Here is a 19,539-nt window from a genome sequence, read left to right on the forward strand (position 1 = left end):
GAGATTGCACTCACTTTTTTCACTTCTCTATTTTATTGCGATCGCATTCCTCTTTAAAAACTGTCCGGAGTATTGATGGGAACAATCTGATAATTAGAGTACACAGGTAAACGGCTATTAGCAAAAAAAGTTAATTACCATGAACATTACAGAACTCAAGACAGCAGTAAGGGAACTTCCAGAAAATGAACTCGCAGAGTTTTTTGAATGGCTTGAAGAGTTCCAAGCAGCTCTCGCCGATCGCCCGTGGATAGATTCTGTACGAGTTAAGATAGATGCTGCTGTTGCCGTCTCCGAACATACTCCACCGATTGACGGCGAAACCTTTATTGCAGGGATTTGCGATCGTTTCCGGCAAGTACGCGAAACTCAACATCGAAACGCAGATTTTCCCGATCGCCAGTTGCCAGGAGCGATCGACGCGATATAGTCAGAGCAAACAGGTAAACGAATATTAGGAAAAAAAGTTAATTACCCATGAACATTACAGAACTCAAGACAGCAGTAAAGCAACTTCCACAGAATGAACTCGCAGAGTTTGTCGAATGGTTTGAAGAGTTCCAAGAATCTCTTTGGGATAGGCAAATTGAAGATGATTTGAAAGCAGGCAAATTTGACCTCTTGATTCGACAAGCAGAACAAGCATTTAGTGAAGGAAAGTGTAGGGAAATTTGAAGCATTTCACAACACCTGAATTTGGGGAATATTACCGTCAACTGCCGATCGAAATTCAAGAATTGGCGGACAAAAACTATGAATTGCTTAAGGCAGATCCGAAGCATCCATCACTGCGCTTCAAGCAGATTGGCACGTTATGGTCTGTAAGAGTAGGACGAAACTACAGGGCGTTAGGTTTTGACAAGCCAGAAGGGGTTTTGTGGTTTTGGATAGGTTCTCATAGTAATTATGATGGGATTCTCGATCGTAAATAGCGCCGACTTACTCCTCCAAGTCCACGTGTTTAACCAGCTCTAAAGGTATATCTAGCGCTTCTGCAATTTGCTTGTCGCTCAAACCAAACTGCCGTAATTTATCTATTGTTTCAATCTTAGTTGGATTTTTGTTTTGCTCCTGCAAGTCGGCAGTTTCCGGCTGACTTTTATCTGGGGTAGGAGTAGAGGGATAAGGACAATTGTTAATGTAGCTAATTTTGTTACTATCTTTAAAAGTATTATTATTACCCAAAGTTGTTATAGTCTGATTTATATGCCGTTCTAGCACGGATTCAAGATTACTTTTTTTAACTTGTTCCCCAAAGACTTCAGATAACATTTGTAAAAGCTCGTGACTAGCTTTTTTAACGTGCTGGGAGCTATAATCATAAGTTTCTGCAACATCAGCATATCTTTGACGCTTCAGTATTCCCGCAATAATCCCCCGCTGCAAGTTATTTAGATGTTTGCCAGTTTTGGCCCAGACAGCTCGATCGACAAATTGCAATATCTGAGGACTGTCCATAGGTGGGATGGTGGGATAATTTTAGTTACTATACCAAACTTTTTCCAACTTTTTCCAACTTTTTTGGCCCTCGCGTCCGATTTTTAGGAAGTTCCCACTTTTTCCAACTTTTTTTGCTTTACAGGGTTGGTGCGATCGGTCTAGCATCGATAAAGCGAACACAAGCATCTTACTAGAGTTTTTGCAAATCAGCTTAAACCCTTTTCTAGCTAAGCCTTCACGCTGCTTGTTACTCCGTCAGCAACCAGAACTTTCCTGTATCAAAAATTAATTAGCGCAAATTTCCGAAACGCAGTTTGCACTGATGTATAGATATTTAAGGCATCATAAACAATTAGTTAGAAGGAAGTAAATCGGTGAAATCTAAGTGGAATATTTATATCGGTTCCATCACTATTTTTCTGTCGATAATAGCTATTGCAGTAGCTGTCGCCACTCCAGAAGTTCGTTGTCGTTTGGGACTTGAGACTAATCAATGTCCTGAAGATTCTGAAATGAAAAAGGTTGATCTAATCGTTCAAAATGAGTCTCAACAACCTCTTTCAACAGTCAACGTTGAATTCATATCGGATGGACCGCCAGAGCCGGTACTCACAGATGCAAATGGCTACGCCCAAATTAAAATACCTAGTACAACAGATGTACAAATCACGCTAAGGAAAGACGGATTTGAAACAAAAAGTTATAGAATTGATTTAAAAAAAGATCCAGGTTTAACAAGGAAGTATACGTTGAAGAGTACCTCACCCTTAACGCCACCAACACCTCCTGATGAACCAAGTCCTGTCCCACCTAGCCCTAGTCCTACGGAACCTTCACTAACTCCAATCTCTCCTATCTCAGCGAAGCCACCAAAAGTCGAGTGTAAAATTGTTGATGAAATTGTTGATCGCATCTTCAATGATGGCAAATACACAGAGACAATTCCTGTTGCAAATAAACCCGAGCAACCTGTATCAAGATTATATGTTACTAGAGACAATCCTCGGTCGGTTGTGTGTAAAATTCAGAAAAGTTTTGGTGAGCTTCCTTTAGCATACGCCTTACCTGAAAATTCGCAATTGGATAGTATAGTAACTAAAGTCTACATTGACGGAAAGTTACGAAAGAATATTGATTTAAATCGTGGTGAAGCATTGAGGGAAAAAATAGACATCAAAGGTGCTTCAACATACAAACTGGAGTTTAGTGTGCCTGATAAGTCCGACAAAGGTGACTATATTTATGTTCTTGAAAAGTAGCATATTTATATAACCAGAAGCTAAAAGTAAACAACTTATAACTACAAAGGCGATCGCCCTTACCAGAAAAAAGTGCGATCGCCTTTTCCCTTCCTCGCTCATCACGATCGCATTACATTGAGTTATCCAGACTGTTTTTCCTGCCAAATCGCCTCTCTCTGGGCTTCTAAACCAGCCAATAACTCAGTCAAACCCACATTTTCATGTTCCATAATACTTGCAATCCGATCGATTAGCTCGGGATCTTCCATCGGCGCATCAAAATCCTTGGCAATTACCAACGGCATGCCGCGGAGAGGATAATGCTTTTGTGCTGTCAATCCAGCACTCGAAATCTCAGCTAAATCGATCGACAGAGAAGGCTCAGACTGCGACAACCGTGTCTGGCGCAAAAAACTCAATAGCACCTGAAGTATATCATCTGATGCTTGCTCAATCTCATGGATTAGTTCTTCCCGGACTGTCATAATCTGGCATTCTCCTTGCTAGACTTCTTTACCCATTGTAATTCGAGACGCGATCGTTTTGGGCGATCGCCCTTACAAACAAAACTAAGTGCGATCGCCCCCAACTACCAAATCGTTTCAACGTCAGGAATATCATACTGCGCGATCGCCACCATCGGGCGATCGCGCCTATTTTTGCCAAGCTCTCCTGGAAGTTGCAATTACTACGCTAAGCTGCTACCGTTAACATAGACGCATCGTAGGAAAACAACTGATGACACTAACAGAATTACTCCCTACAATTAGACAACTGTCTGCGAGCGAGAAACGAGAGTTAATCCGCATTCTAATGGCGGAAGAAGATATCATTGAGGATATTTCCCCTTTGGAACCTTACAAGATTTACTACCTACCAACACCCTACGATACTTTTGGTGCTGGTGCAGCTTTGATGCAGGCAATGAATCTGGCTAATCACAACGAAAACTGAGTATTATGCGATTTCAATACTCTACCAATGACCCATCTCAAGATGAGTTTGATAGCCTACCGCGCATTCCCTTGATTCTGCGCCACAATCACCAGGGAGTCGAAGTTGTTGGGTTAGTAGATAGCGGTGCAACCGTGAATGTATTGCCTTACCAAATAGGAATTCAGCTTGGCTTAGTTTGGGATGATAGCAAAGCCATCATTCGACTGGCTGGTAACGTTGGTAATCAACCAGCGATGCCAGTATTTTTCATGGCTGAAATAGGGGAGTTTGCTCCGGTAAGATTAGTATTTGCTTGGGCAAAAAGTGACAGCGTATCATTGATTCTGGGACAGACAAATTTCTTCTTAGAATTTGACGTTCATTTTTATCGTTCTCGGCTTGAGTTCGATATTGAGCTGAAGCGTTAATGTCCACTATAATTTATTTGCGATGTGGTGTGCAGCTACAGATCGATCGCCCTTACCAGACAAAAGTGCGATCGCCCGCAACTACCAAATCGTTTCAACGTCAGGAATATCATACGGCCGCGCGATCGCATCTTAGTTTCGATCGCGCGGCAATTGCTCGATCGCCTGGATGATGCAACTATCAGTCAAACAACCGGACTCACTATTGAGGATGTGCGGAATTTGCGATCGGCTCGAAATTAGAGCCAAGTTATCCACCTGCTTTCAGCCACCCAAAAACCTGCTCCACTGTCAAATCTAATGTTAAAAAACTTGGCACGGGCAACAGATCTTGTCCCGTTAACTCAACTGGTTCTCGTCCGGGAATAAATGCTAAAATAAACCGTTCCTCTGGATCGATTAACCATCCGAGCTGAGTCCCGTATTTCAAACAGTGTAAAATATTACTAATCACCTTAATTGCTTTCTGGTCTGGGGATAAAATTTCTACTGTCCAGTCGGGATGAATTTCAAAGGAATTCGGAACTTCCCCATCCGCTTCAAAAGTGATTCTATCCCAAGCAAATACTGTAGCATCAGGTACAATAGAACGCCCGCCAAAAGTACAGCGCAATTCGGGAAAAGCAAGAGCAATTCGTTCTGTTTCCGCAACTAGATTAACAGCGTTGCAAAACTTGAGTTGCAAACGAGAATGTTTGCCTTGAGGCATAATCTTTTGGTGAATGCGTCCGTTAATAAATTCACTCGCAGGTTGAGTTTCCGGTAGTTTGAGGAAAGCTTCGAGAGTGAGAGAAATGGGAAGTGCTGCTGTCATCGCTTTGAATTCGGTGTCATTGCCACTCTGCCATAATTTTATCATTAACTCTATTCTGTGTTTGTAGACCGATCGACCTCACCCTCACCCTCATCCTCCAAAATCTCACCCAAATAGCGCTGCACAAACTCCCGCGCTGCATCTATATCGAGCAATTTTAACGCCACAACCATCTTCACAAGCGTGTTGACCGTTGGATCTATCAATTCATTAAACCAACGATAGACAACAGAACTTCGCACACCCATTGCGATGCCAATTTGTTTTGGCTAATGCCATAGGTGTTCAGCACATCTCTCCAAACTCGACCAGCTTTTCCCATGCACCCCATGATGCCATACCAAGTCCGGCTTAAATACTCCCTTTATTTCTTAGTCTGCGGAGGCAGACTTCGTTTGACAAGAAGCGGTTTCAACCGCCTCCTTCATAAACCAAGTAACTTTCCCAAAAACCCCTACCTCAAAAACAACTTATACGCCGGATTCTGACTCTCATCCCCATACTGATAGCCCAGCGTATCCAAAAAAGCCTGCCACTCCTGCATCTCATCCGGCGGCACCTGAATTCCCACCACAATTCGCCCGTAATCTGCGCCATTATTTCGATAGTGAAAAACGCTGATATTCCAGTTAGGGCTCATCGAACCCACAAACTTCATCAACGCACCGGGACGTTCGGGAAATTCAAAGCGATAAAACAATTCATGATTCGCTAGCATCGAACGCCCGCCCACCATGTGCCGCACGTGTAATTTCGTTAATTCATCATCAGTTAAATCCAAAGTCTTGAAGCCACAATCTTCAAAACTTGCCGCTATCTTCACCGCATCGGCACGGTTTTGAATTTGCACGCCGATAAAAATATGTGCCTCTTTCTCATCCGCAATTCGATAGCTAAATTCAGTTAAATTGCGTTTGCCCAGACATTCGCAAAACCTGCGGAGACTTCCCGGTTGTTCGGGAATTGTGACTGCAAAAATGGCTTCGCGGCGTTCGCCAAACTCGGCTCTTTCTGCTACAAAACGCAGGCGATCGAAATTCATGTTCGCGCCGCAAGCAACAGCAATTAATGTTTCTCCTGCGATTTGTTCCCGTTCGACGTAAGCTTTTGCACCTGCGATCGCCAAAGCGCCAGCAGGTTCTAAGATCGATCGCGTATCTTCAAAAACATCCTTAATCGCCGCGCAAACATCATCCGTATCCACCAAAATAATCTCATCCACATACTCCTGACACAAGCGAAAAGTTTCCTCCCCCACTTCCCGCACAGCAACGCCGTCAGCAAATAAACCCACCTGCGACAAACGCACCCGTTTACCCGCTTTCAGCGATTGATTCATGGCATCGGAATCCACCGGTTCGACGCCAATAATCTTAATTTCTGGTCGCAACCGCTTGACATAGGCCGCAATTCCCGAAATCAATCCACCGCCACCAATTGCCACAAAAATCGCGTGAATTGGTTTTTGATGTTGCCGCAGAATTTCCATGCCGATCGTACCCTGTCCAGCAATCACGTAGGGGTCATCAAAAGGGTGAATAAAAGTCATACCTTTTTCCGCCTCTAATTGACGCGCAAAAGCGTAAGCATCATCGTAAGCATCCCCATGCAAGACTACCTCTCCACCACGGGCTATCACCGCATTTACCTTCACCTGCGGCGTCGTTACGGGCATGACGATAATCGCGCGAGTTCCCAGGTGGCGGGCGGCGAGGGCGACTCCTTGGGCGTGGTTGCCGGCGGAAGCTGCAATCACACCTTGTGCTAGCAAATCCGGCGACAGTTGCGCCATTTTGTTGTACGCACCCCGCAGTTTGAAGGAAAACACCGACTGCATATCCTCTCGCTTCAGCAAAAGTTTATTGTTGAGCCGTGCTGATAGATTCGGGGCGCATTCTAGGGCTGTTTCTTGAGCAACATCGTAGACGCGGGCGGTGAGGATTTGTACCAGGTAATCGCAAAGCATGGGGTTAGCAGGTTGGTTGATGCCGGATGGTGGGATAATTGTACGGCACTTGTGTTAGTATTTTGCGACGAATTGGCGATCCTCTTCGAGGGCTTCCCTAACTGGCGATCGCAAGTTTTTAATAATAACTTTTCGCTTTGGAACATCAGAAGCCTGAAGACTATGAATAATATTTCGTTTTTGCCCTTTCCCCGGTTATCAAATCCGGTTGGTGAGCGTATTAGTCCGTAATCCTTGATTTAGTATGTAAAATCATGAACGTACAAATTACAGATTTGCGTGCTGGGGACGAGCCAAAAATTCAACAGGTAGCTAGATTAATAGTTGAAGGTTTTAAAGAGCATTGGCCCGATGCTTGGCCCGATCTAAATTCTGCTTTGCAAGAAGTGCAAGAATCTTTAGGAGGCGATCGCATCAGTCGAATTGCTGTCAGCGACAGCAATCAAGTTTTGGGATGGATTGGCGGGATTAAACAGTATGACGGGAATGTTTGGGAACTGCACCCGCTGGTAGTGAGAACAGAATTTCGCGGACAAGGAATTGGTCGATCGCTCGTAGCTGATTTAGCAGCAGAAGCTAAAAACCGGGGAGGGCTCGTGCTGTGGGTGGGTACCGACGACGAAGACAATCAAACAACTCTTTCAGGCATCAATCTTTACCCTAACGTTTGGGAACACGTTGCCAAAATTAGAAATTTGCGCGGTCATCCCTACGAATTTTATCAAAAAATGGGTTTTGCGATCGTGGGAGTGATGCCCGACGCCAACGGAATTGGCAAGCCAGATATTTTCCTGGCAAAGCGGTTGTAAAGTTTAATGTAGGTTCTAAATTTACTGTCCGGTGGCTTGCCAATTCAACACTTAGCAAAATTAGTTGTTGAAAGTTTCCCAGAAAATCTGTCTAGTCTGGACGTGCAAACCCCGTTCGAGGGTCGCTAATAAACAAACCCAGAACTAACGAATCCATCACCGTATCCCAGACAGGAGTCAAACGTTCAGCATCATCAACCCAGTAATCAAAAGTAATCAAACACTGAACATTAGAGCCCAATCCAATACAGATTCGCGAATAAGCTTCCCGCTGTTCTGGAGGGTCGATAAACTTAAATTCAGTCCAAACAACGCGGGCAGTTTGCCGCTTCAATTGGATAATTTCCCCAAAAGCGATCGGATTCCGGGTATCATCTTCAACCACCTTCTGTAATAGCGGCACCAGCGGAAAATCTGCCCAGTTACCAGGTGGTAGCAAATTAAAAGAAACCTCCAAACGACAATCATCATCCGGCGGCTTTTTATCCGTAAACCGGAACGAATTAGTATCCGGTTCAAAATGCCAATCTTCCGGGACATCAAAGCGGACTGCACCTCTTCCTGCTACAAAAATTCGAGTTCCAGGCTTTGACTTCCAATTGTGGTCTTCTTTGAGTTCTAGAGTTTCCTTGAGCCATTCTTGCTTTTTGCGCTTAGACATAAACAGAACACCAAATTGCTGCTAATGTGTAGTTTTAGACCTTGCAAACACATTTTAACTCTATTTGGCTCGCCGTTTGCTCAAATATAACAATCCTTACAAAAATTATGAATTCCTCTCTTCTCTATTCCTCTGTGTTCTCTGCGCCTCTGCGGTAAAAAATAATTCCTTTCACAATTTACTAACTTTTATTTTTCACTCTTGGGAATCACATACCTAATTCCGCCTTTATTCCCAGCCGCATCGCCCTTGTAACGGGGGATAACATGAATAGCCGCGTGACTGCGACTTTGACCAGCCTGTTTATTAATATTGATTCCCACATTAAACCCGTCAGGCTGAAATTCTTTACTTAACATTTCTTGCACCTTATTAGCCATAAACCAGCAAGCCGATTGTTCTCGAAAAGGCAGTTCAAAATAATTAGCAACGTGACGCTTGGGGATGATTAAAACATGACCTTTGCTGGCGGGATAACCGTCAAACATCGCAAAAGCTGTTGCTGATTCAGTTAGCAAAGTTAGGTTTTTGTAAGGATTGCAGAATATGCAGTTATTAGTAGAATTTCTTTGATGGTTGTAATGAACGTATTTGTAAATTTCGCAAGACTCATCTAGGTGAACGGGCTTAAAGGGAAGTTTGACAATACACTGATATGTAGGTTTTTTGTGGACATAATGTTCTCGAAAGCCTTCTTTTTTGATATCCCTTCTTACCGCAAAATACGCATTCCCTCCTGGTTTCAACAGGTGCGAGACTTCCATCAGGACATTAGCTTGTTCTTCAGGAAACAAAACATTCAAAACATAAAAACAAATGATTGTGTCGAATTTCTCTTCGGGGAATTCCGGGAAATAATAAGGGTCATAACCCGTAATATCGAAGCCTTTTTGCTGCAACAATCTCACATCGCTGCCGAAGCCGCACCCAAAATCTAAGACTTTGCCTTTCAGCAAGTTTTTATCTAATAAAAATCTGGCTGGAAATGACAGGTAAATTCTTTCGATGGCCGTCAGGTGGCTGAATTTATTTTGTTGCTTTTTCATGGCGGCATAAATTTGATTTAAAGCGATATTCTTCAGTCAGCGCACCATCCAGACGAGAGTTTGTGGAGTAGTAATTTCCAGATCCGAATGTTATCTAAAAATTTTACCATTATTGCAGTTTGGCGATCGCCCCTTTTTCCACCAACACCTTACCAGTCACCAAATCCCGCACCGTCGCCAACAAAACCCGCCTCTCATCCACCTCAAAACTCACCGAAACCCTGTCAATTCCCAATACCCCAGGCGGATTCAAATGCGCCACACAAACCTGCTGGTGGTGGCTTTCCAGAGAGCGAAAATCCGTCTGTTTGTTGAGCCAACTGCTCGTCATTTGCCCTTTTTCGTTAAAAATAACCTCCGCTTGCGATACCTCTGCAACTTCCCCAATATCTAACCTAATTTCCCTTTGCCCTTCAATTGCCACTTGCAGCGTCAACTCTTCGGAACTTTGACAGGGATACTTCATTTCCTTGCTAAATATCGGCGAATAAGCATAAGCTTTAGCATAAGGTTCCCAGAGGCGAATTGCATAGCTGTGGCGCAAATAATCGTCAACACTCGCTAATTGTGTCAAGGCTAAAGCACCGTGCGCCACGGCTTCAAAAGGCTTGTCTCTTTGGACTTTTTGCCTCCCAAAATACGAAACCACTAAATTAGATACAGCCGGGATTAAAGAAGTTCCTCCTACTAGCAAAACCTGTTCGATATCTGCTTTGCCGATACCTTTTCCCAGTGCAAGAGTCAGCACTTCATCTAAACTTTCCCGCAACTGTTCTAACAACTGCCTAGATTCCAGAATTTCCTCAAGCTTGTCTCGGTTTAGCTGCAAGTCGTAAGACATAAAATTTTCATCGTCAAACCAGCTTTCCTTCGCCTCATTAACTTGAGAAAGTTGAATTTTTAATTTTTCCGCTATTTCTAATAAGTTTTGCCAGCCAATTGGGCCGACTTCGGCGCGCGACGAACCAATTTGCCGCAAATAATCTTCGACAATCCAGATGTCAATATCTTCGCCGCCTACATAAGCATCGGATTTTGCCAATACTTCGGCACGCACCCCCCCCAGCCCCCCCTTGCTAAGGGGGGGAGCGAGATTTCTCTCCCCCTTAGCAAGGGGGGGAGCGAGATTTCTCTCCCCCTTGCTAAGGGGGGAATCGAGATTTCTCTCCCCTTGGCTAAGGGGGGGAGCGAGATTTCTCCCCCCCTTAGCAAGGGGGGGTAAGGGGGGGGTTACAGCAGTACGGACTAAACTTAAATCTAATGTCCCGCCGCCAAAATCAACTACTAAAACTAGAGAGCCGGGGCGTTGTACTGCATATCCCAGGGCGGCGGCTGTGGATTCATCTATTACCTGAACTTCCGCCACTCCCAAACTTTCTCCTAAGTCGCGAAACCAATCTAGATATCGCTCAAATGCTCCGACTGGTACTGTAAAAATTACTTTGTCTGGATGTATATTTTGTATATACAACTGTTTCCAAATAGTTTTAATAAACTGTTCTGCTACTGATTCTGATGTGTAGGTTTCGCCATCGATATTGCGGGGTGGTGGCTGAAAATCGGCGGCTAAATTGCGTTTAAAAGCTTTGAAAAAGCGATCTGGCTGGGCTTGCCCCAAACGCTGCGATCGCACTTTTTCTCCCAGCACCAACTCTCCGGCATTTTTCACAAACACTAAAGTCGGCACTACAGATATTTCTCGAACATCTCCGCTCAAATTATTCGTTTTAAAAATGCGGGAGATCTCGCCCAATCTCAAAGTTTCTGGTGTTTTCGTATCCGGGTTAAGAATGCAGACAACCGTGTTGCTGGTGCCGAAGTCAATGGCAACTGTAGTCATGTTGATTTATAATTTAAAATTTAATTTTTCATTCCCGCTGGAAGGGTACGACTAACTTTAGCAGGAGTAAGAATTCGCTCTCCCTCTCGATAGCCGACAAACCGAATATAAACTAATTCTCCTTCGGTTATATCCTCAACATCCGGCTGGTGCAACTGCGGATTGTAAACAGTTTGTTCCCACGCAGAACCAATCATTTCAAAATCCCAACTTGATAAAAGATTTTCTAAGGGAGTAAACAAAGCTGAGAGATTTTTGGCGGGCATATCCGGCTTGGCTTCTGCCATTTTGCGGGCGGCGGGATAGTTGGTTAACAAAGTTTGCAACTGTTCAAAGGTAGCACGGCGAAAATCGGCAGTTAGTTGAGCTTTTTGCTGCTGCAATTCCGATCGCAGCCGGAAACACTGCTGCCTCAATTCTTCTATTTCGCTGGGATCAGTTGTGATTGTAGCCGACATTGGCAGCGCGCTCAAAGTGCGATCGAACTCTTGGAAATTCAAATTCAGCACTGTTGCCAGCCGTCTCAGTTGGTCTACCGTGAGTTTTCCCACGTCTCCCTGCCGCACTAAGCGCACTCCAAAGCGACTTAAACCTGCTTTTTCGCCTAAGTCTTGCCAATCGAGAATGTCTAGCTGATTCATGCGTTCCCGCAGAATTTTATCGTACTTAAACTCGATCGCATCTCCCGCCTCAGATGCAGCATAAAGGTAGACTAAAATTAGAAAAATGCCCCCGACAGCCAGCGCGAAGCTGAAGGCAGGCACTGTTGTTACATCAACTGTTGCACCGAGGATCTCAAACATCTTTAACTCTTCTAAACTTGTTTTAAAGTCTGCGTTTGTTCAACGCTCAAATTTTCTTCGCCTTCGTAGTATTCTGGCAGCAAGTCTTGAGATTCTATTTTTCCGAGGGCTTTTTCAATTTCGGCGGTGGTTTCAGTGCAACTCGAACCAGTGGCGTTCAGGACGGTTTCGGTAATTTTGCCGTCTTTGCCGATGCGGTATTCTATTTGGCGGTATTCTGCCATAATTCTGCCTCTTGGTTTAATGCTTGAGTGTTGACTGCTGAGGATTGAGTTATATTATAGATTCTATTTACCAATTATTCTAATGAATTTTTGTAGCGACAATGCAACCGAAGTTTCGCCGGAAATTATGGCGGCGATTACAGCGGCTAATTGCGGTGCTGTGATGTCTTACGGAGATGATGAATATACGCAGCGTTTGCAAGTTAAATTTTCGGATTTGTTCGAGACATCGGTGACTGTTTTTCCGGTAGCAACAGGTTCTGCTGCTAATTCTCTGGCACTTGCGGTTATGACTCCTCCTTACGGGGCTGTTTACTGTCACGCGGACTCTCATATTAATTTAGATGAATGTGGCGCGCCGGAGTTTTTTACAGGCGGTGCAAAGTTAGTGACACTAACAGGAAATCATGGTAAAATAGAGGCAGAGACTTTAGGAAAAAAGCTTGATCGCGCTGGTGCAGGTGTCGTCCATCACGTACAGCCCGCAGCCGTCAGCATCACTCAAGCAACCGAAGCCGGCACAGTCTACAATCTAGCAGAAATTTCCTACATTTCGGAAGTAATTCGCGCTCACAATTTGCACCTACACATGGATGGAGCCCGCTTTGCCAATGCTGTCGCCAGTCTTGGCTGTTCTCCGGCGGATGTCACTTGGCGGGCTGGTGTGGATATTCTATCGTTTGGAGCGACAAAAAACGGCGCGATGGCTGCGGAAGCTGTGGTTTTTTTTAATCAAGAGTTAGCAAAGAGTTTCCCTTTTTACCGCAAACGCAGTGGGCATCTTTTCTCGAAAATGCGGTTTTTATCGGCGCAGTTGGAAGCGTATATAACCGATGATTTGTGGCTGAAGAATGCGGCCCATGCAAATAATATGGCAGCAAAATTAGCCCAAGGTTTGGCGGAAGTTGAGGGAGCAAAGTTTTGCCATCGGGTTGAAGCAAACGAGATTTTTATTCAACTTCCCGAATCTGTAATTACATCGGTTTTAGCTGAGGGTTTTCTGTTTTATCGGTGGGATGAATGTACGGTTAGACTGGTAACGGCTTTTAATACTCTGGAAGCGGATGTTATTGCTTTGGTGGACGCTGTTAAACGACATCAATGATTAAAATGTCGGGGCGAGTTTTACAAATAATACCGGCCAGCTATGAACAATCTAAGAAACCCGCCCCCACCTAACAAATAATCCACATCAACCTTGATTTATATTAAATGCAAAAATAGGCGCGGGGATTTCTCGTTGGGTGGGGGCGGGTTTGAGAGATTGTTGGTTATTTACAATTATTTTTTGTGAACCCGCCCCTACATTTTAAATGCGAAAAATAGGCGCGGGCTTTCTCGTTTGATGGGCAAGGGTTTAAGAGATTGTTGGTTATTTACAATTATTTTTTGTGAAACCAGCCCCTACATTTTAATCGGTTCAGGAATAGGTTCTGCAACTGCGGCTAGTTCGGGTTCAACTTCTTCGAGGTGTGCTTCTAAAAGCGCCAGATTTCTCATGTTTGATTTATAAAAAGCATCGAAGATATCTCCTACTAAAGGTACTGAACCCACAACGGCTTCTAGACCGATATTGTAAATCATTTTCCCTAGAGTTTTTTGGGGAATGTTGAATCGAGTTGCTAAATAAATTAGGTAGGCGGAAAACGCGGTATCTACGATATCCCCAGCACCGGGAACTAAACCGATAATGGGGTCTAAACCAATGCGAAATTTAGTGCCGGGGATGCCAATGGCGGTATCCATCAGGCGGCTGAGTTTGCGGATACGGTTGAGGGTGGCGAGACGCTCTATGTTGTTCATATTATTATTGTTGAACTAGGTTGAAAGTTTGCAATCTGTCGGAAGACGGAAAAAACCATCTAGAAACCGCTCATTTTCCATCTTCGCTAATATGCTGAATTCCCCATTCGTGCATGGCATTAATAATCGGTTTGAGACTTTCGCCCAAAGGCGTTAGCGAATATTCAACTTTTGGCGGCACTTGCAGGTAAATTTCCCGGTGAACAATTGCGTCTGATTCCATTTCGCGCAGTTGCTGCGTCAGCATCTTCTGAGTAATGCCGTTGACAGCTCGTTGCAGCTCGTTAAAGCGCTTCACTCCTTGAAACAACTCCCGCAGAATCAAGACTTTCCAGCGCCCACCAATCACCTCTAGAGTGCGTTCTACAGGGCAATTTGCTCGATCGACCTTTGCTTCTTGGACTTGCATAGTATCTTTTTGGTAAGTACCGCACTTTTAAGTGCGTACTATCCATAATAGCTTGACTCGGCTTAAAATAAAAACATCAAAGAAACACCCGATAAATTTCACTGAGGATTCAGCAAATGATTACCGTTAGAAAAAGTGAAGCAAGAGGACACGCTAATCACGGTTGGCTGGACAGTTACCACACATTTTCTTTTGCCGGCTATTACGATCCAAATTATATGAATTTTCGCTCTTTGCGCGTAATTAATGAGGATGTCGTTAGCCCCGGCAGAGGTTTCGGCACTCACGGCCACAGCGACATGGAAATCATTACTTATGTATTAGAAGGAGCATTAGAACACAAGGACAGTTTGGGTACTGGTGCAGTGATTAAACCCGGTGAAGTACAGCGGATGAGTGCAGGTACGGGTATCCAGCACAGCGAGTTCAATAACTCGCAAACAGACCCAGTTCACTTGCTGCAAATCTGGCTGTTACCCGATACAAAAGGCTTGCAGCCGAGTTACGAACAGCGGGAGTTTCCCCTAGCAGAAAGGCAGGGAAAACTGCGCTTAGTGGCGGCACGAGATGCGAGAGATGGTGCTGTGAAAGTGCATCAAGATGTGGATTTATATGCGGCTGTTTTGGATAAAGACTCGCAGGTTTCTCATGCTTTGCAGCCGAATCGCCATGCTTGGGTGCAAGTTGCTCGCGGCTCGGTTTTGCTCAACGGTTTGACTTTGGAAAATGGCGACGCTGCGGCGGTTAGCGGTGAGTCTGCGGTGGTGATTGAAGCTACGGCAGATTCTGAATTTTTGCTGTTTGATTTGGCATAAAATTGGGCATCATACATACTAAGTAAGGTGCCCAATCCGCACCTTACTTAGGGTGGGTTACTACTTAGGAAATAAGTAAATAGGAGGAAGAAAGTAAATTTTATTTGTGGTATTTCTGGTAAGGGTAAATGTTTAGGATAAATTTTTATGCAAGAAAACCCGATCGCCAGAAAGCATCTTGTTTGGAGCCTCATCACTGGTTTTGCAGTCGGCGCGATCGCGGGCGCACCCCTCGGCTGGATGGCTAATGGGTCTTTTTCCGACCAGCGTTCGGCTCAAAGTATCCTTTGCCGAGAAAAGAATAGAGATCAGCCAGTTGCTATTGTTGAGGCTAGGTGCGGTTCCCGATTCTAAATTTTTCTGCTAGCCAGAGGGCGGTGTCAAATATTGTGAGGCTTGTGCGAATGTCGAAAGTTCGATATCGTCGCGCAGGCGTTTTGGCGTTGTCAACCGTAAATATGCCACAAACCGGATAACTTTTCCGTCAGTTGATATGTGGGTATGTTAAATTGACACAATAATGAATTACAGCAGAACTATTCCGGCTATTTTGAGTGCTACGATCGCCCTGAGTTCGATCGCCCTCATCCCACTCACCTCACCTCAAATTGCCCTCGCATTAACCGCCGACAAAGTTAAAACTGTTGCCCAACAAATTACTGTTCGCATCCAGGGGCCAAAAGGCGGTTCAGGAGTAATTTTAGAGAAACAAGGCAGCACATACTATATTCTCACAAACTGGCACGTTGTCGATAAAGCTGGGGATTACGAGGTTGTAACTCCCGACGGCAAAGCTCACTCTGTATCATACAGCCTCGTGCGGCGAATGCCCGGTGCCGATTTGGCGATCGTACCTTTTAGCAGCACTCAAAGCTACCCCCTGGCTCAATTAGCCAATTCCGCAGCAACTAAGGGAAACAAAGCTTATGTCGCTGGCTGGCCGATATCCGGCGGTTCTCTGAGACAACCGATTTTCATCGCCACGGAAGGTCAGCTTACCGGCCGCCAAACTCCCTGGAACGGCTATACTTTGGTCTACAACAACTTAGTGAGAGCCGGCATGAGTGGGGGCCCGGTGCTCGATGACGCGGGGCGAGTTGTCGCAATTAACGGCATTGTCAGGTTAGAGGATAACTCTGATAAAATCGTGGCCGCGGGGATAGAAATCAATACTTTCATGAAATGGCGATCGACTATTTCCCTGCCAGTAGTTCCCCAATCTCCTACTGCCGGAAACCCCAAAACTCCGGCGAATAATGCGCCCCGCACGCCCGCAAGTGCGATCGCCTTTGCTGCTACAAATACCCTCAAAGGCCCTTCGGAAGTTGTCAGTTCCCTTGCCCTAGCTTCAGCTTATTTTACTACAGGAAATAGCAACGGCACAATCTCAGTTTGGAATTTTCCCAGCGGGCAATTAAAAACTACCCTGCAAGGTCACACGGAAGCAGTAAACGCATTGGCCGCGAGTGCGGATGGCAAGGTGTTAGCTAGCGGCAGCGACGACAAAACCGTGAAAATTTGGAATTTAGAAACTGGCGCGGTTGTACGCACTTTAAGCGGGCATTCCAATGCAGTTTCGAGCGTTGCCGTTAGTCCTGACGGTCAATTTGTAGCCAGTGGCAGTTGGGACAAAACGATTAAGATTTGGAACCCGAAAACAGGAGAGTTGCTGCGGACTTTGACGGGGCATTCTGGGTTGGTGAATGCTGTTGCAATCAGTCCCGATAGCAAAACTTTAGCTAGCGGCAGCAAAGACGGTTCAATTAGGTTGTGGAATTTAGCTACAGGTCAAGCAATTCGCACGATTAGCGGCAAAAACTTGGCTGTTTTGTCGCTAGCTTTTACTCCCGACGGCAAGAGTTTAGCTGCGGGAAACAGCAATGGCACTGTTGGGTTGTGGAATGCCGGAAACGGGCAGTTAATTCGGCGTTTAAGCGGGCATACTGACGGGGTTTGGTCGGTGGCATTCAGTCGGGATGGCACTACGCTGGTTACTGGGAGTTGGGATAAGAGTGTGAGACTTTGGGATGTACGATCAGGCGAATTGAGAGGTAATTTGAGCGGTCATGCTGGCTACGTTAGCGCTGTGGCGATTAGCAGCGACGGTAAGACTATTGTTAGTGCAGGTTGGTTGGGGGAAATTAAGATTTGGAAAAGGAGTTGAGATTTTTTTTAACGAACCGCGAAGGCGCGTTACGCGGAGGGGCGCGTAAGCGCTACTCAACCTAGAAACAGCCGCGCCTCTGTAGCGAAGCCAGCTAGTTGAGGGTTGGGGTAGGCACGGACTCTACTGGTAGGGTGCGTCAGTTGGTAGCGATTCGATGTACATGGGCTAATCATTTCCGGGCTTCGCACCCTACTACCTAGCATTTTGCTTCAAAGTCCGATCGACCCTTATGATAGATTTGGTTCTTGCCAGACTACACTGGAAGACAAAATCAAATTAAAAATTTCGCCATAAATTCGATCGACCCGCCGACCGGGCGGGACTCTCCACTTCGTGGAACAGGCGTCCCGCCTGTGGTTGGCAAAGTAAATCTAAAATCTAAAATCTAAAATTGCGTGACTTCTGACAAATGATTGAAGTAGAACACTTAAGCAAAACTTACGGTTCGACCGCAGCGATCGCGGACGTGTCTTTTTCGGTCGAATCAGGAGAAATTCTCGGTTTTTTGGGACCAAACGGCGCGGGAAAAACCACAACGATGCGGATTTTGTCGGGATATTTGCCGGCATCCAGTGGTACGGCCCGCATCGCCGGCATGGATGTTCACGAAAACTCGATGGCCGTCAGACAGCGCATCGGCTATCTGCCGGAAAACCCGCCGCTTTATCCAGAAATGACTGTGGAAGGGTTTCTGTTTTTTGTGGCCAGGATTAAGCAAGTACCTGCGGGCGATCGCGCGCGACGAGTTACATCCGCGATCGAACGCTGCGGCCTGGTTGATAAACGCAAAGTTTTAATCCGCAAGCTTTCTAAAGGATTTCGTCAGCGTGTCGGTATCGCGCAGGCGATCGTCCACGACCCACCGGTCATTATCTTAGACGAACCAACCGTCGGCCTCGACCCCCGACAAATCATCGAAGTCCGCAATTTAATCAAAAGTCTTGGCGGCCAGCACACAATCATCCTTTCCACGCACATTCTGCCGGAAGTCAGCATGACTTGCAACCGCGTCACCATCATCAATCGCGGAAAAATCGTCGCCGCGGGTAGTCCCGAAAATTTGATGGGAGAGTTGGCCGCCGGAGAGGGCTACGAACTCGAAGTTGAAGGCGAGGGGGATTTGGTAAACAGTCTGCTGTTGCCTTCTTTGGAAAACTTGCGGGGAGTTCGATCGGTGGAATTGATTCCAAGCAATCAATTTTTAGTGGGTCGCTACCGCCTGCGGGCATTGTGCGAATCCGACATAGAACCCGGACGAGAAATTGCTACAGCTATCGTCGCCTCTGGATTTGGACTGTGCGAAATGCGTCGCTCTCGCGCTACTCTGGAAGATGTGTTTTTAAGGCTGACAGCGGCTGAAAAGAAACCGGAAGAAAATCTGGTTCATAGCGAACCGGAGGTCGATCAAAATCTGCAAGAAGCGGCAGAAACTCAAGACTTGATCGCGGATTCTCATCAATCCGAATCGCAACCGATAGTCGAAAATCTGCCCGTTGTTTCAGAAACAGTAGAGTCGATCGAGCATCCTCAACCAGAACCGATAGTCGAAAATCTGCCCGTTGTTTCAGAAACAGTAGAGTCGATCGAGCATCCTCAACCAGAATCCGAACCAGTTGTAGAAACCGTACAGCCGATAAAAGGGAAGCATCTCAGTTTGGGTGTCACAGGAACCAGATCATCTTACTCGCTACAGATATCTAAACAAGCAAGCAGGATGCTCACTTTTGTAAAAAATGTTTTTTACAAAAGTGAGAGACTCCCGATCGAACCTTCTCCACCAGAATCCGAACCAGTTGTAGAAACCGTAGAGTCGATCAAGCATTCTCAACCAGAACCGATAGTCGAAAATCTGCAAGTTGTAGAAACAGTAGAGTCGATCGAGCATCCTCAGTCAGAATCTGAACCAGTTGTCGAAAGGCAAGAGTTGATCGAGCATCATGAAACAGAACCGATACTCGAAAATCTAGAAGTTTCACAAACCGTAGAGTCGATCGACTATTCTCAACCAGAACCGATAGTCGAAAATCTGCAAGTTGTAGAAACCGTAGAGTTGATCGACTATTCTCAACCAGAACCGATAGTCGAAAATCTGCAAGTTGTAGAAACCGTAGAGTCGATCAACTATTCTCAACCAGAA

Annotated in this window: 24 protein-coding genes and 2 pseudogenes; 13 read left to right on the plus strand and 13 right to left on the minus strand. The window is 45.4% G+C overall.

Annotation, left to right across the window (positions count from 1 at the left end):
• Positions 1 to 139 precede the first annotated feature (139 nt).
• The 3 genes from QUA07_RS20595 to QUA07_RS20605 are packed head-to-tail and all read left to right on the plus strand — an operon-like array spanning position 140 to position 932.
• Positions 140 to 430, plus strand: a complete 291-nt coding sequence (locus QUA07_RS20595) for a hypothetical protein (protein ID WP_333328568.1) — start codon at positions 140 to 142, stop codon at positions 428 to 430.
• A 47-nt stretch (positions 431 to 477) separates the two neighbouring features.
• A complete protein-coding gene (locus QUA07_RS20600; protein ID WP_333083240.1) occupies positions 478 to 675 on the plus strand; it encodes a hypothetical protein in 198 nt (65 codons plus the stop codon).
• The gene (locus QUA07_RS20605) at positions 672 to 932 is read left to right on the plus strand and encodes a ParE family toxin-like protein (RefSeq protein ID WP_333328570.1); all 261 of its coding nucleotides are present in this window, start codon (positions 672 to 674) and stop codon (positions 930 to 932) included. Before QUA07_RS20600 ends, QUA07_RS20605 begins: the two co-directional genes overlap by 4 nt.
• A 7-nt stretch (positions 933 to 939) precedes the next feature.
• Here QUA07_RS20605 and QUA07_RS20610 read toward each other — a convergent pair whose 3' ends face one another.
• Positions 940 to 1,458 carry a hypothetical protein gene (locus QUA07_RS20610; RefSeq protein ID WP_333328573.1) on the minus strand — a complete coding sequence of 173 codons (519 nt, stop codon included), beginning with the start codon at positions 1,456 to 1,458 and terminating at the stop codon, positions 940 to 942.
• A gap of 356 nt (positions 1,459 to 1,814) precedes the next feature.
• Here QUA07_RS20610 and QUA07_RS20615 point away from each other — a divergent pair, with 356 nt between their 5' ends.
• Complete coding sequence (locus QUA07_RS20615) at positions 1,815 to 2,699, plus strand: hypothetical protein (RefSeq protein WP_333328576.1); 885 nt, start codon at positions 1,815 to 1,817, stop codon at positions 2,697 to 2,699.
• Between the two features lie 122 nt (positions 2,700 to 2,821).
• On the opposite strand, the gene QUA07_RS20620 is transcribed toward QUA07_RS20615, so the two are convergent.
• Positions 2,822 to 3,166 (minus strand): hypothetical protein, encoded by a 345-nt coding sequence (locus QUA07_RS20620; RefSeq protein WP_333328577.1) that lies wholly within the window; start codon positions 3,164 to 3,166, stop codon positions 2,822 to 2,824.
• 28 nt (positions 3,167 to 3,194) lie between these two features.
• On the minus strand, positions 3,195 to 3,347 hold the full coding sequence (locus QUA07_RS20625) for a hypothetical protein (RefSeq protein WP_333328579.1): 153 nt from the start codon (positions 3,345 to 3,347) through the stop codon (positions 3,195 to 3,197).
• 72 nt (positions 3,348 to 3,419) lie between these two features.
• Here QUA07_RS20625 and QUA07_RS20630 point away from each other — a divergent pair, with 72 nt between their 5' ends.
• From QUA07_RS20630 to QUA07_RS30100, 3 genes and pseudogenes are all read left to right on the plus strand, one after another.
• A complete protein-coding gene (locus tag QUA07_RS20630; RefSeq protein ID WP_333328581.1) occupies positions 3,420 to 3,635 on the plus strand; it encodes a hypothetical protein in 216 nt (71 codons plus the stop codon).
• Positions 3,636 to 3,640: 5 nt separating this feature from the next.
• On the plus strand, positions 3,641 to 4,045 hold the full coding sequence (locus QUA07_RS20635) for a hypothetical protein (RefSeq protein ID WP_333328584.1): 405 nt from the start codon (positions 3,641 to 3,643) through the stop codon (positions 4,043 to 4,045).
• Positions 4,046 to 4,180: 135 nt separating this feature from the next.
• Positions 4,181 to 4,288, plus strand: a pseudogene (locus QUA07_RS30100) (Rpn family recombination-promoting nuclease/putative transposase); the annotation flags it as partial.
• A 7-nt stretch (positions 4,289 to 4,295) separates the two neighbouring features.
• Here QUA07_RS30100 and QUA07_RS20645 read toward each other — a convergent pair.
• The 3 genes from QUA07_RS20645 to ilvA all read right to left on the minus strand — a co-directional run bounded on the left by QUA07_RS20645 (position 4,296) and on the right by ilvA (position 6,846).
• Positions 4,296 to 4,904 (minus strand): Uma2 family endonuclease, encoded by a 609-nt coding sequence (locus QUA07_RS20645; RefSeq protein WP_333328590.1) that lies wholly within the window; start codon positions 4,902 to 4,904, stop codon positions 4,296 to 4,298.
• A gap of 5 nt (positions 4,905 to 4,909) precedes the next feature.
• Positions 4,910 to 5,107, minus strand: coding sequence for a hypothetical protein (locus QUA07_RS20650; protein ID WP_333317342.1), 198 nt, complete (start codon positions 5,105 to 5,107; stop codon positions 4,910 to 4,912).
• A 206-nt stretch (positions 5,108 to 5,313) separates the two neighbouring features.
• Positions 5,314 to 6,846 (minus strand): threonine ammonia-lyase, biosynthetic, encoded by a 1,533-nt coding sequence (gene ilvA / locus QUA07_RS20655; protein WP_333083310.1) that lies wholly within the window; start codon positions 6,844 to 6,846, stop codon positions 5,314 to 5,316.
• A 233-nt stretch (positions 6,847 to 7,079) separates the two neighbouring features.
• On the opposite strand from ilvA, the gene QUA07_RS20660 reads away from it, so the two are divergent.
• Positions 7,080 to 7,634: a GNAT family N-acetyltransferase gene (locus QUA07_RS20660; RefSeq protein ID WP_333328593.1), complete on the plus strand. Its 555-nt coding sequence runs from the start codon at positions 7,080 to 7,082 to the stop codon at positions 7,632 to 7,634.
• Between the two features lie 91 nt (positions 7,635 to 7,725).
• Here the strand turns inward: QUA07_RS20660 and QUA07_RS20665 are convergent, their stop codons facing one another.
• The 5 genes from QUA07_RS20665 to QUA07_RS20685 all read right to left on the minus strand — a co-directional run bounded on the left by QUA07_RS20665 (position 7,726) and on the right by QUA07_RS20685 (position 12,208).
• Entirely contained in the window at positions 7,726 to 8,295 is a 570-nt protein-coding gene (locus QUA07_RS20665) for a hypothetical protein (RefSeq protein WP_333328596.1), read from the minus strand.
• 188 nt (positions 8,296 to 8,483) lie between these two features.
• The gene (locus tag QUA07_RS20670) at positions 8,484 to 9,341 is read right to left on the minus strand and encodes a bifunctional class I SAM-dependent methyltransferase/HIT family protein (RefSeq protein ID WP_333328599.1); all 858 of its coding nucleotides are present in this window, start codon (positions 9,339 to 9,341) and stop codon (positions 8,484 to 8,486) included.
• A 109-nt stretch (positions 9,342 to 9,450) separates the two neighbouring features.
• Positions 9,451 to 11,181, minus strand: coding sequence for an Hsp70 family protein (locus QUA07_RS20675; protein WP_333328601.1), 1,731 nt, complete (start codon positions 11,179 to 11,181; stop codon positions 9,451 to 9,453).
• 20 nt (positions 11,182 to 11,201) lie between these two features.
• The gene (locus QUA07_RS20680; RefSeq protein ID WP_333328604.1) at positions 11,202 to 11,984 is read right to left on the minus strand and encodes an XRE family transcriptional regulator; all 783 of its coding nucleotides are present in this window, start codon (positions 11,982 to 11,984) and stop codon (positions 11,202 to 11,204) included.
• A gap of 11 nt (positions 11,985 to 11,995) precedes the next feature.
• Complete coding sequence (locus QUA07_RS20685) at positions 11,996 to 12,208, minus strand: DUF2997 domain-containing protein (RefSeq protein ID WP_333094589.1); 213 nt, start codon at positions 12,206 to 12,208, stop codon at positions 11,996 to 11,998.
• 82 nt (positions 12,209 to 12,290) lie between these two features.
• On the opposite strand from QUA07_RS20685, the gene QUA07_RS20690 reads away from it, so the two are divergent.
• On the plus strand, positions 12,291 to 13,313 hold the full coding sequence (locus QUA07_RS20690) for a low specificity L-threonine aldolase (RefSeq protein WP_333328607.1): 1,023 nt from the start codon (positions 12,291 to 12,293) through the stop codon (positions 13,311 to 13,313).
• A 299-nt stretch (positions 13,314 to 13,612) separates the two neighbouring features.
• Here the strand turns inward: QUA07_RS20690 and QUA07_RS20695 are convergent, their stop codons facing one another.
• Together QUA07_RS20695 and QUA07_RS20700 are read right to left on the minus strand one after the other, a co-directional pair.
• Positions 13,613 to 14,011: a DUF4112 domain-containing protein gene (locus QUA07_RS20695; RefSeq protein ID WP_333297251.1), complete on the minus strand. Its 399-nt coding sequence runs from the start codon at positions 14,009 to 14,011 to the stop codon at positions 13,613 to 13,615.
• 70 nt (positions 14,012 to 14,081) lie between these two features.
• Positions 14,082 to 14,420 (minus strand): helix-turn-helix domain-containing protein, encoded by a 339-nt coding sequence (locus tag QUA07_RS20700; RefSeq protein WP_333042695.1) that lies wholly within the window; start codon positions 14,418 to 14,420, stop codon positions 14,082 to 14,084.
• 116 nt (positions 14,421 to 14,536) lie between these two features.
• Between QUA07_RS20700 and QUA07_RS20705 the strand changes: the two genes are divergently transcribed.
• The 4 genes and pseudogenes from QUA07_RS20705 to QUA07_RS20720 form a co-directional block, all read left to right on the plus strand.
• A complete protein-coding gene (locus tag QUA07_RS20705; protein ID WP_333328610.1) occupies positions 14,537 to 15,235 on the plus strand; it encodes a pirin family protein in 699 nt (232 codons plus the stop codon).
• Between the two features lie 147 nt (positions 15,236 to 15,382).
• A complete protein-coding gene (locus QUA07_RS20710) occupies positions 15,383 to 15,589 on the plus strand; it encodes a hypothetical protein (protein WP_333328613.1) in 207 nt (68 codons plus the stop codon).
• Positions 15,590 to 15,755: 166 nt separating this feature from the next.
• On the plus strand, positions 15,756 to 17,399 hold the full coding sequence (locus QUA07_RS20715; protein ID WP_333328617.1) for a WD40 domain-containing protein: 1,644 nt from the start codon (positions 15,756 to 15,758) through the stop codon (positions 17,397 to 17,399).
• Between the two features lie 412 nt (positions 17,400 to 17,811).
• A pseudogene (locus QUA07_RS20720) lies at positions 17,812 to 18,882 on the plus strand (ABC transporter ATP-binding protein); the annotation flags it as partial.
• Positions 18,883 to 19,539: the final 657 nt, after the last annotated feature.

This window comes from Microcoleus sp. T3_A4 (genome assembly GCF_036700465.1).
Classification (GTDB): Bacteria; Cyanobacteriota; Cyanobacteriia; order Cyanobacteriales; family Microcoleaceae; genus Microcoleus.

What these genes read in the sequence shown, in the direction of transcription:
- QUA07_RS20595 (WP_333328568.1), top strand. Translation starts at nt 140, where the DNA reads ATGAACATTACAGAACTCAAGACAGCAGTAAGGGAACTTCCAGAAAAT.
- QUA07_RS20600 (WP_333083240.1), top strand. Translation starts at nt 478, where the DNA reads ATGAACATTACAGAACTCAAGACAGCAGTAAAGCAACTTCCACAGAAT.
- QUA07_RS20610 (WP_333328573.1), bottom strand. Translation starts at nt 1,458, where the DNA reads ATGGACAGTCCTCAGATATTGCAATTTGTCGATCGAGCTGTCTGGGCC.
- QUA07_RS20620 (WP_333328577.1), bottom strand. Translation starts at nt 3,166, where the DNA reads ATGACAGTCCGGGAAGAACTAATCCATGAGATTGAGCAAGCATCAGAT.
- QUA07_RS20630 (WP_333328581.1), top strand. Translation starts at nt 3,420, where the DNA reads ATGACACTAACAGAATTACTCCCTACAATTAGACAACTGTCTGCGAGC.
- QUA07_RS20635 (WP_333328584.1), top strand. Translation starts at nt 3,641, where the DNA reads ATGCGATTTCAATACTCTACCAATGACCCATCTCAAGATGAGTTTGAT.
- QUA07_RS20645 (WP_333328590.1), bottom strand. Translation starts at nt 4,904, where the DNA reads ATGATAAAATTATGGCAGAGTGGCAATGACACCGAATTCAAAGCGATG.
- QUA07_RS20650 (WP_333317342.1), bottom strand. Translation starts at nt 5,107, where the DNA reads ATGGGTGTGCGAAGTTCTGTTGTCTATCGTTGGTTTAATGAATTGATA.
- QUA07_RS20660 (WP_333328593.1), top strand. Translation starts at nt 7,080, where the DNA reads ATGAACGTACAAATTACAGATTTGCGTGCTGGGGACGAGCCAAAAATT.
- QUA07_RS20665 (WP_333328596.1), bottom strand. Translation starts at nt 8,295, where the DNA reads ATGTCTAAGCGCAAAAAGCAAGAATGGCTCAAGGAAACTCTAGAACTC.
- QUA07_RS20670 (WP_333328599.1), bottom strand. Translation starts at nt 9,341, where the DNA reads ATGAAAAAGCAACAAAATAAATTCAGCCACCTGACGGCCATCGAAAGA.
- QUA07_RS20675 (WP_333328601.1), bottom strand. Translation starts at nt 11,181, where the DNA reads ATGACTACAGTTGCCATTGACTTCGGCACCAGCAACACGGTTGTCTGC.
- QUA07_RS20680 (WP_333328604.1), bottom strand. Translation starts at nt 11,984, where the DNA reads ATGTTTGAGATCCTCGGTGCAACAGTTGATGTAACAACAGTGCCTGCC.
- QUA07_RS20685 (WP_333094589.1), bottom strand. Translation starts at nt 12,208, where the DNA reads ATGGCAGAATACCGCCAAATAGAATACCGCATCGGCAAAGACGGCAAA.
- QUA07_RS20690 (WP_333328607.1), top strand. Translation starts at nt 12,291, where the DNA reads ATGAATTTTTGTAGCGACAATGCAACCGAAGTTTCGCCGGAAATTATG.
- QUA07_RS20695 (WP_333297251.1), bottom strand. Translation starts at nt 14,011, where the DNA reads ATGAACAACATAGAGCGTCTCGCCACCCTCAACCGTATCCGCAAACTC.
- QUA07_RS20700 (WP_333042695.1), bottom strand. Translation starts at nt 14,420, where the DNA reads ATGCAAGTCCAAGAAGCAAAGGTCGATCGAGCAAATTGCCCTGTAGAA.
- QUA07_RS20705 (WP_333328610.1), top strand. Translation starts at nt 14,537, where the DNA reads ATGATTACCGTTAGAAAAAGTGAAGCAAGAGGACACGCTAATCACGGT.
- QUA07_RS20710 (WP_333328613.1), top strand. Translation starts at nt 15,383, where the DNA reads ATGCAAGAAAACCCGATCGCCAGAAAGCATCTTGTTTGGAGCCTCATC.
- QUA07_RS20715 (WP_333328617.1), top strand. Translation starts at nt 15,756, where the DNA reads ATGAATTACAGCAGAACTATTCCGGCTATTTTGAGTGCTACGATCGCC.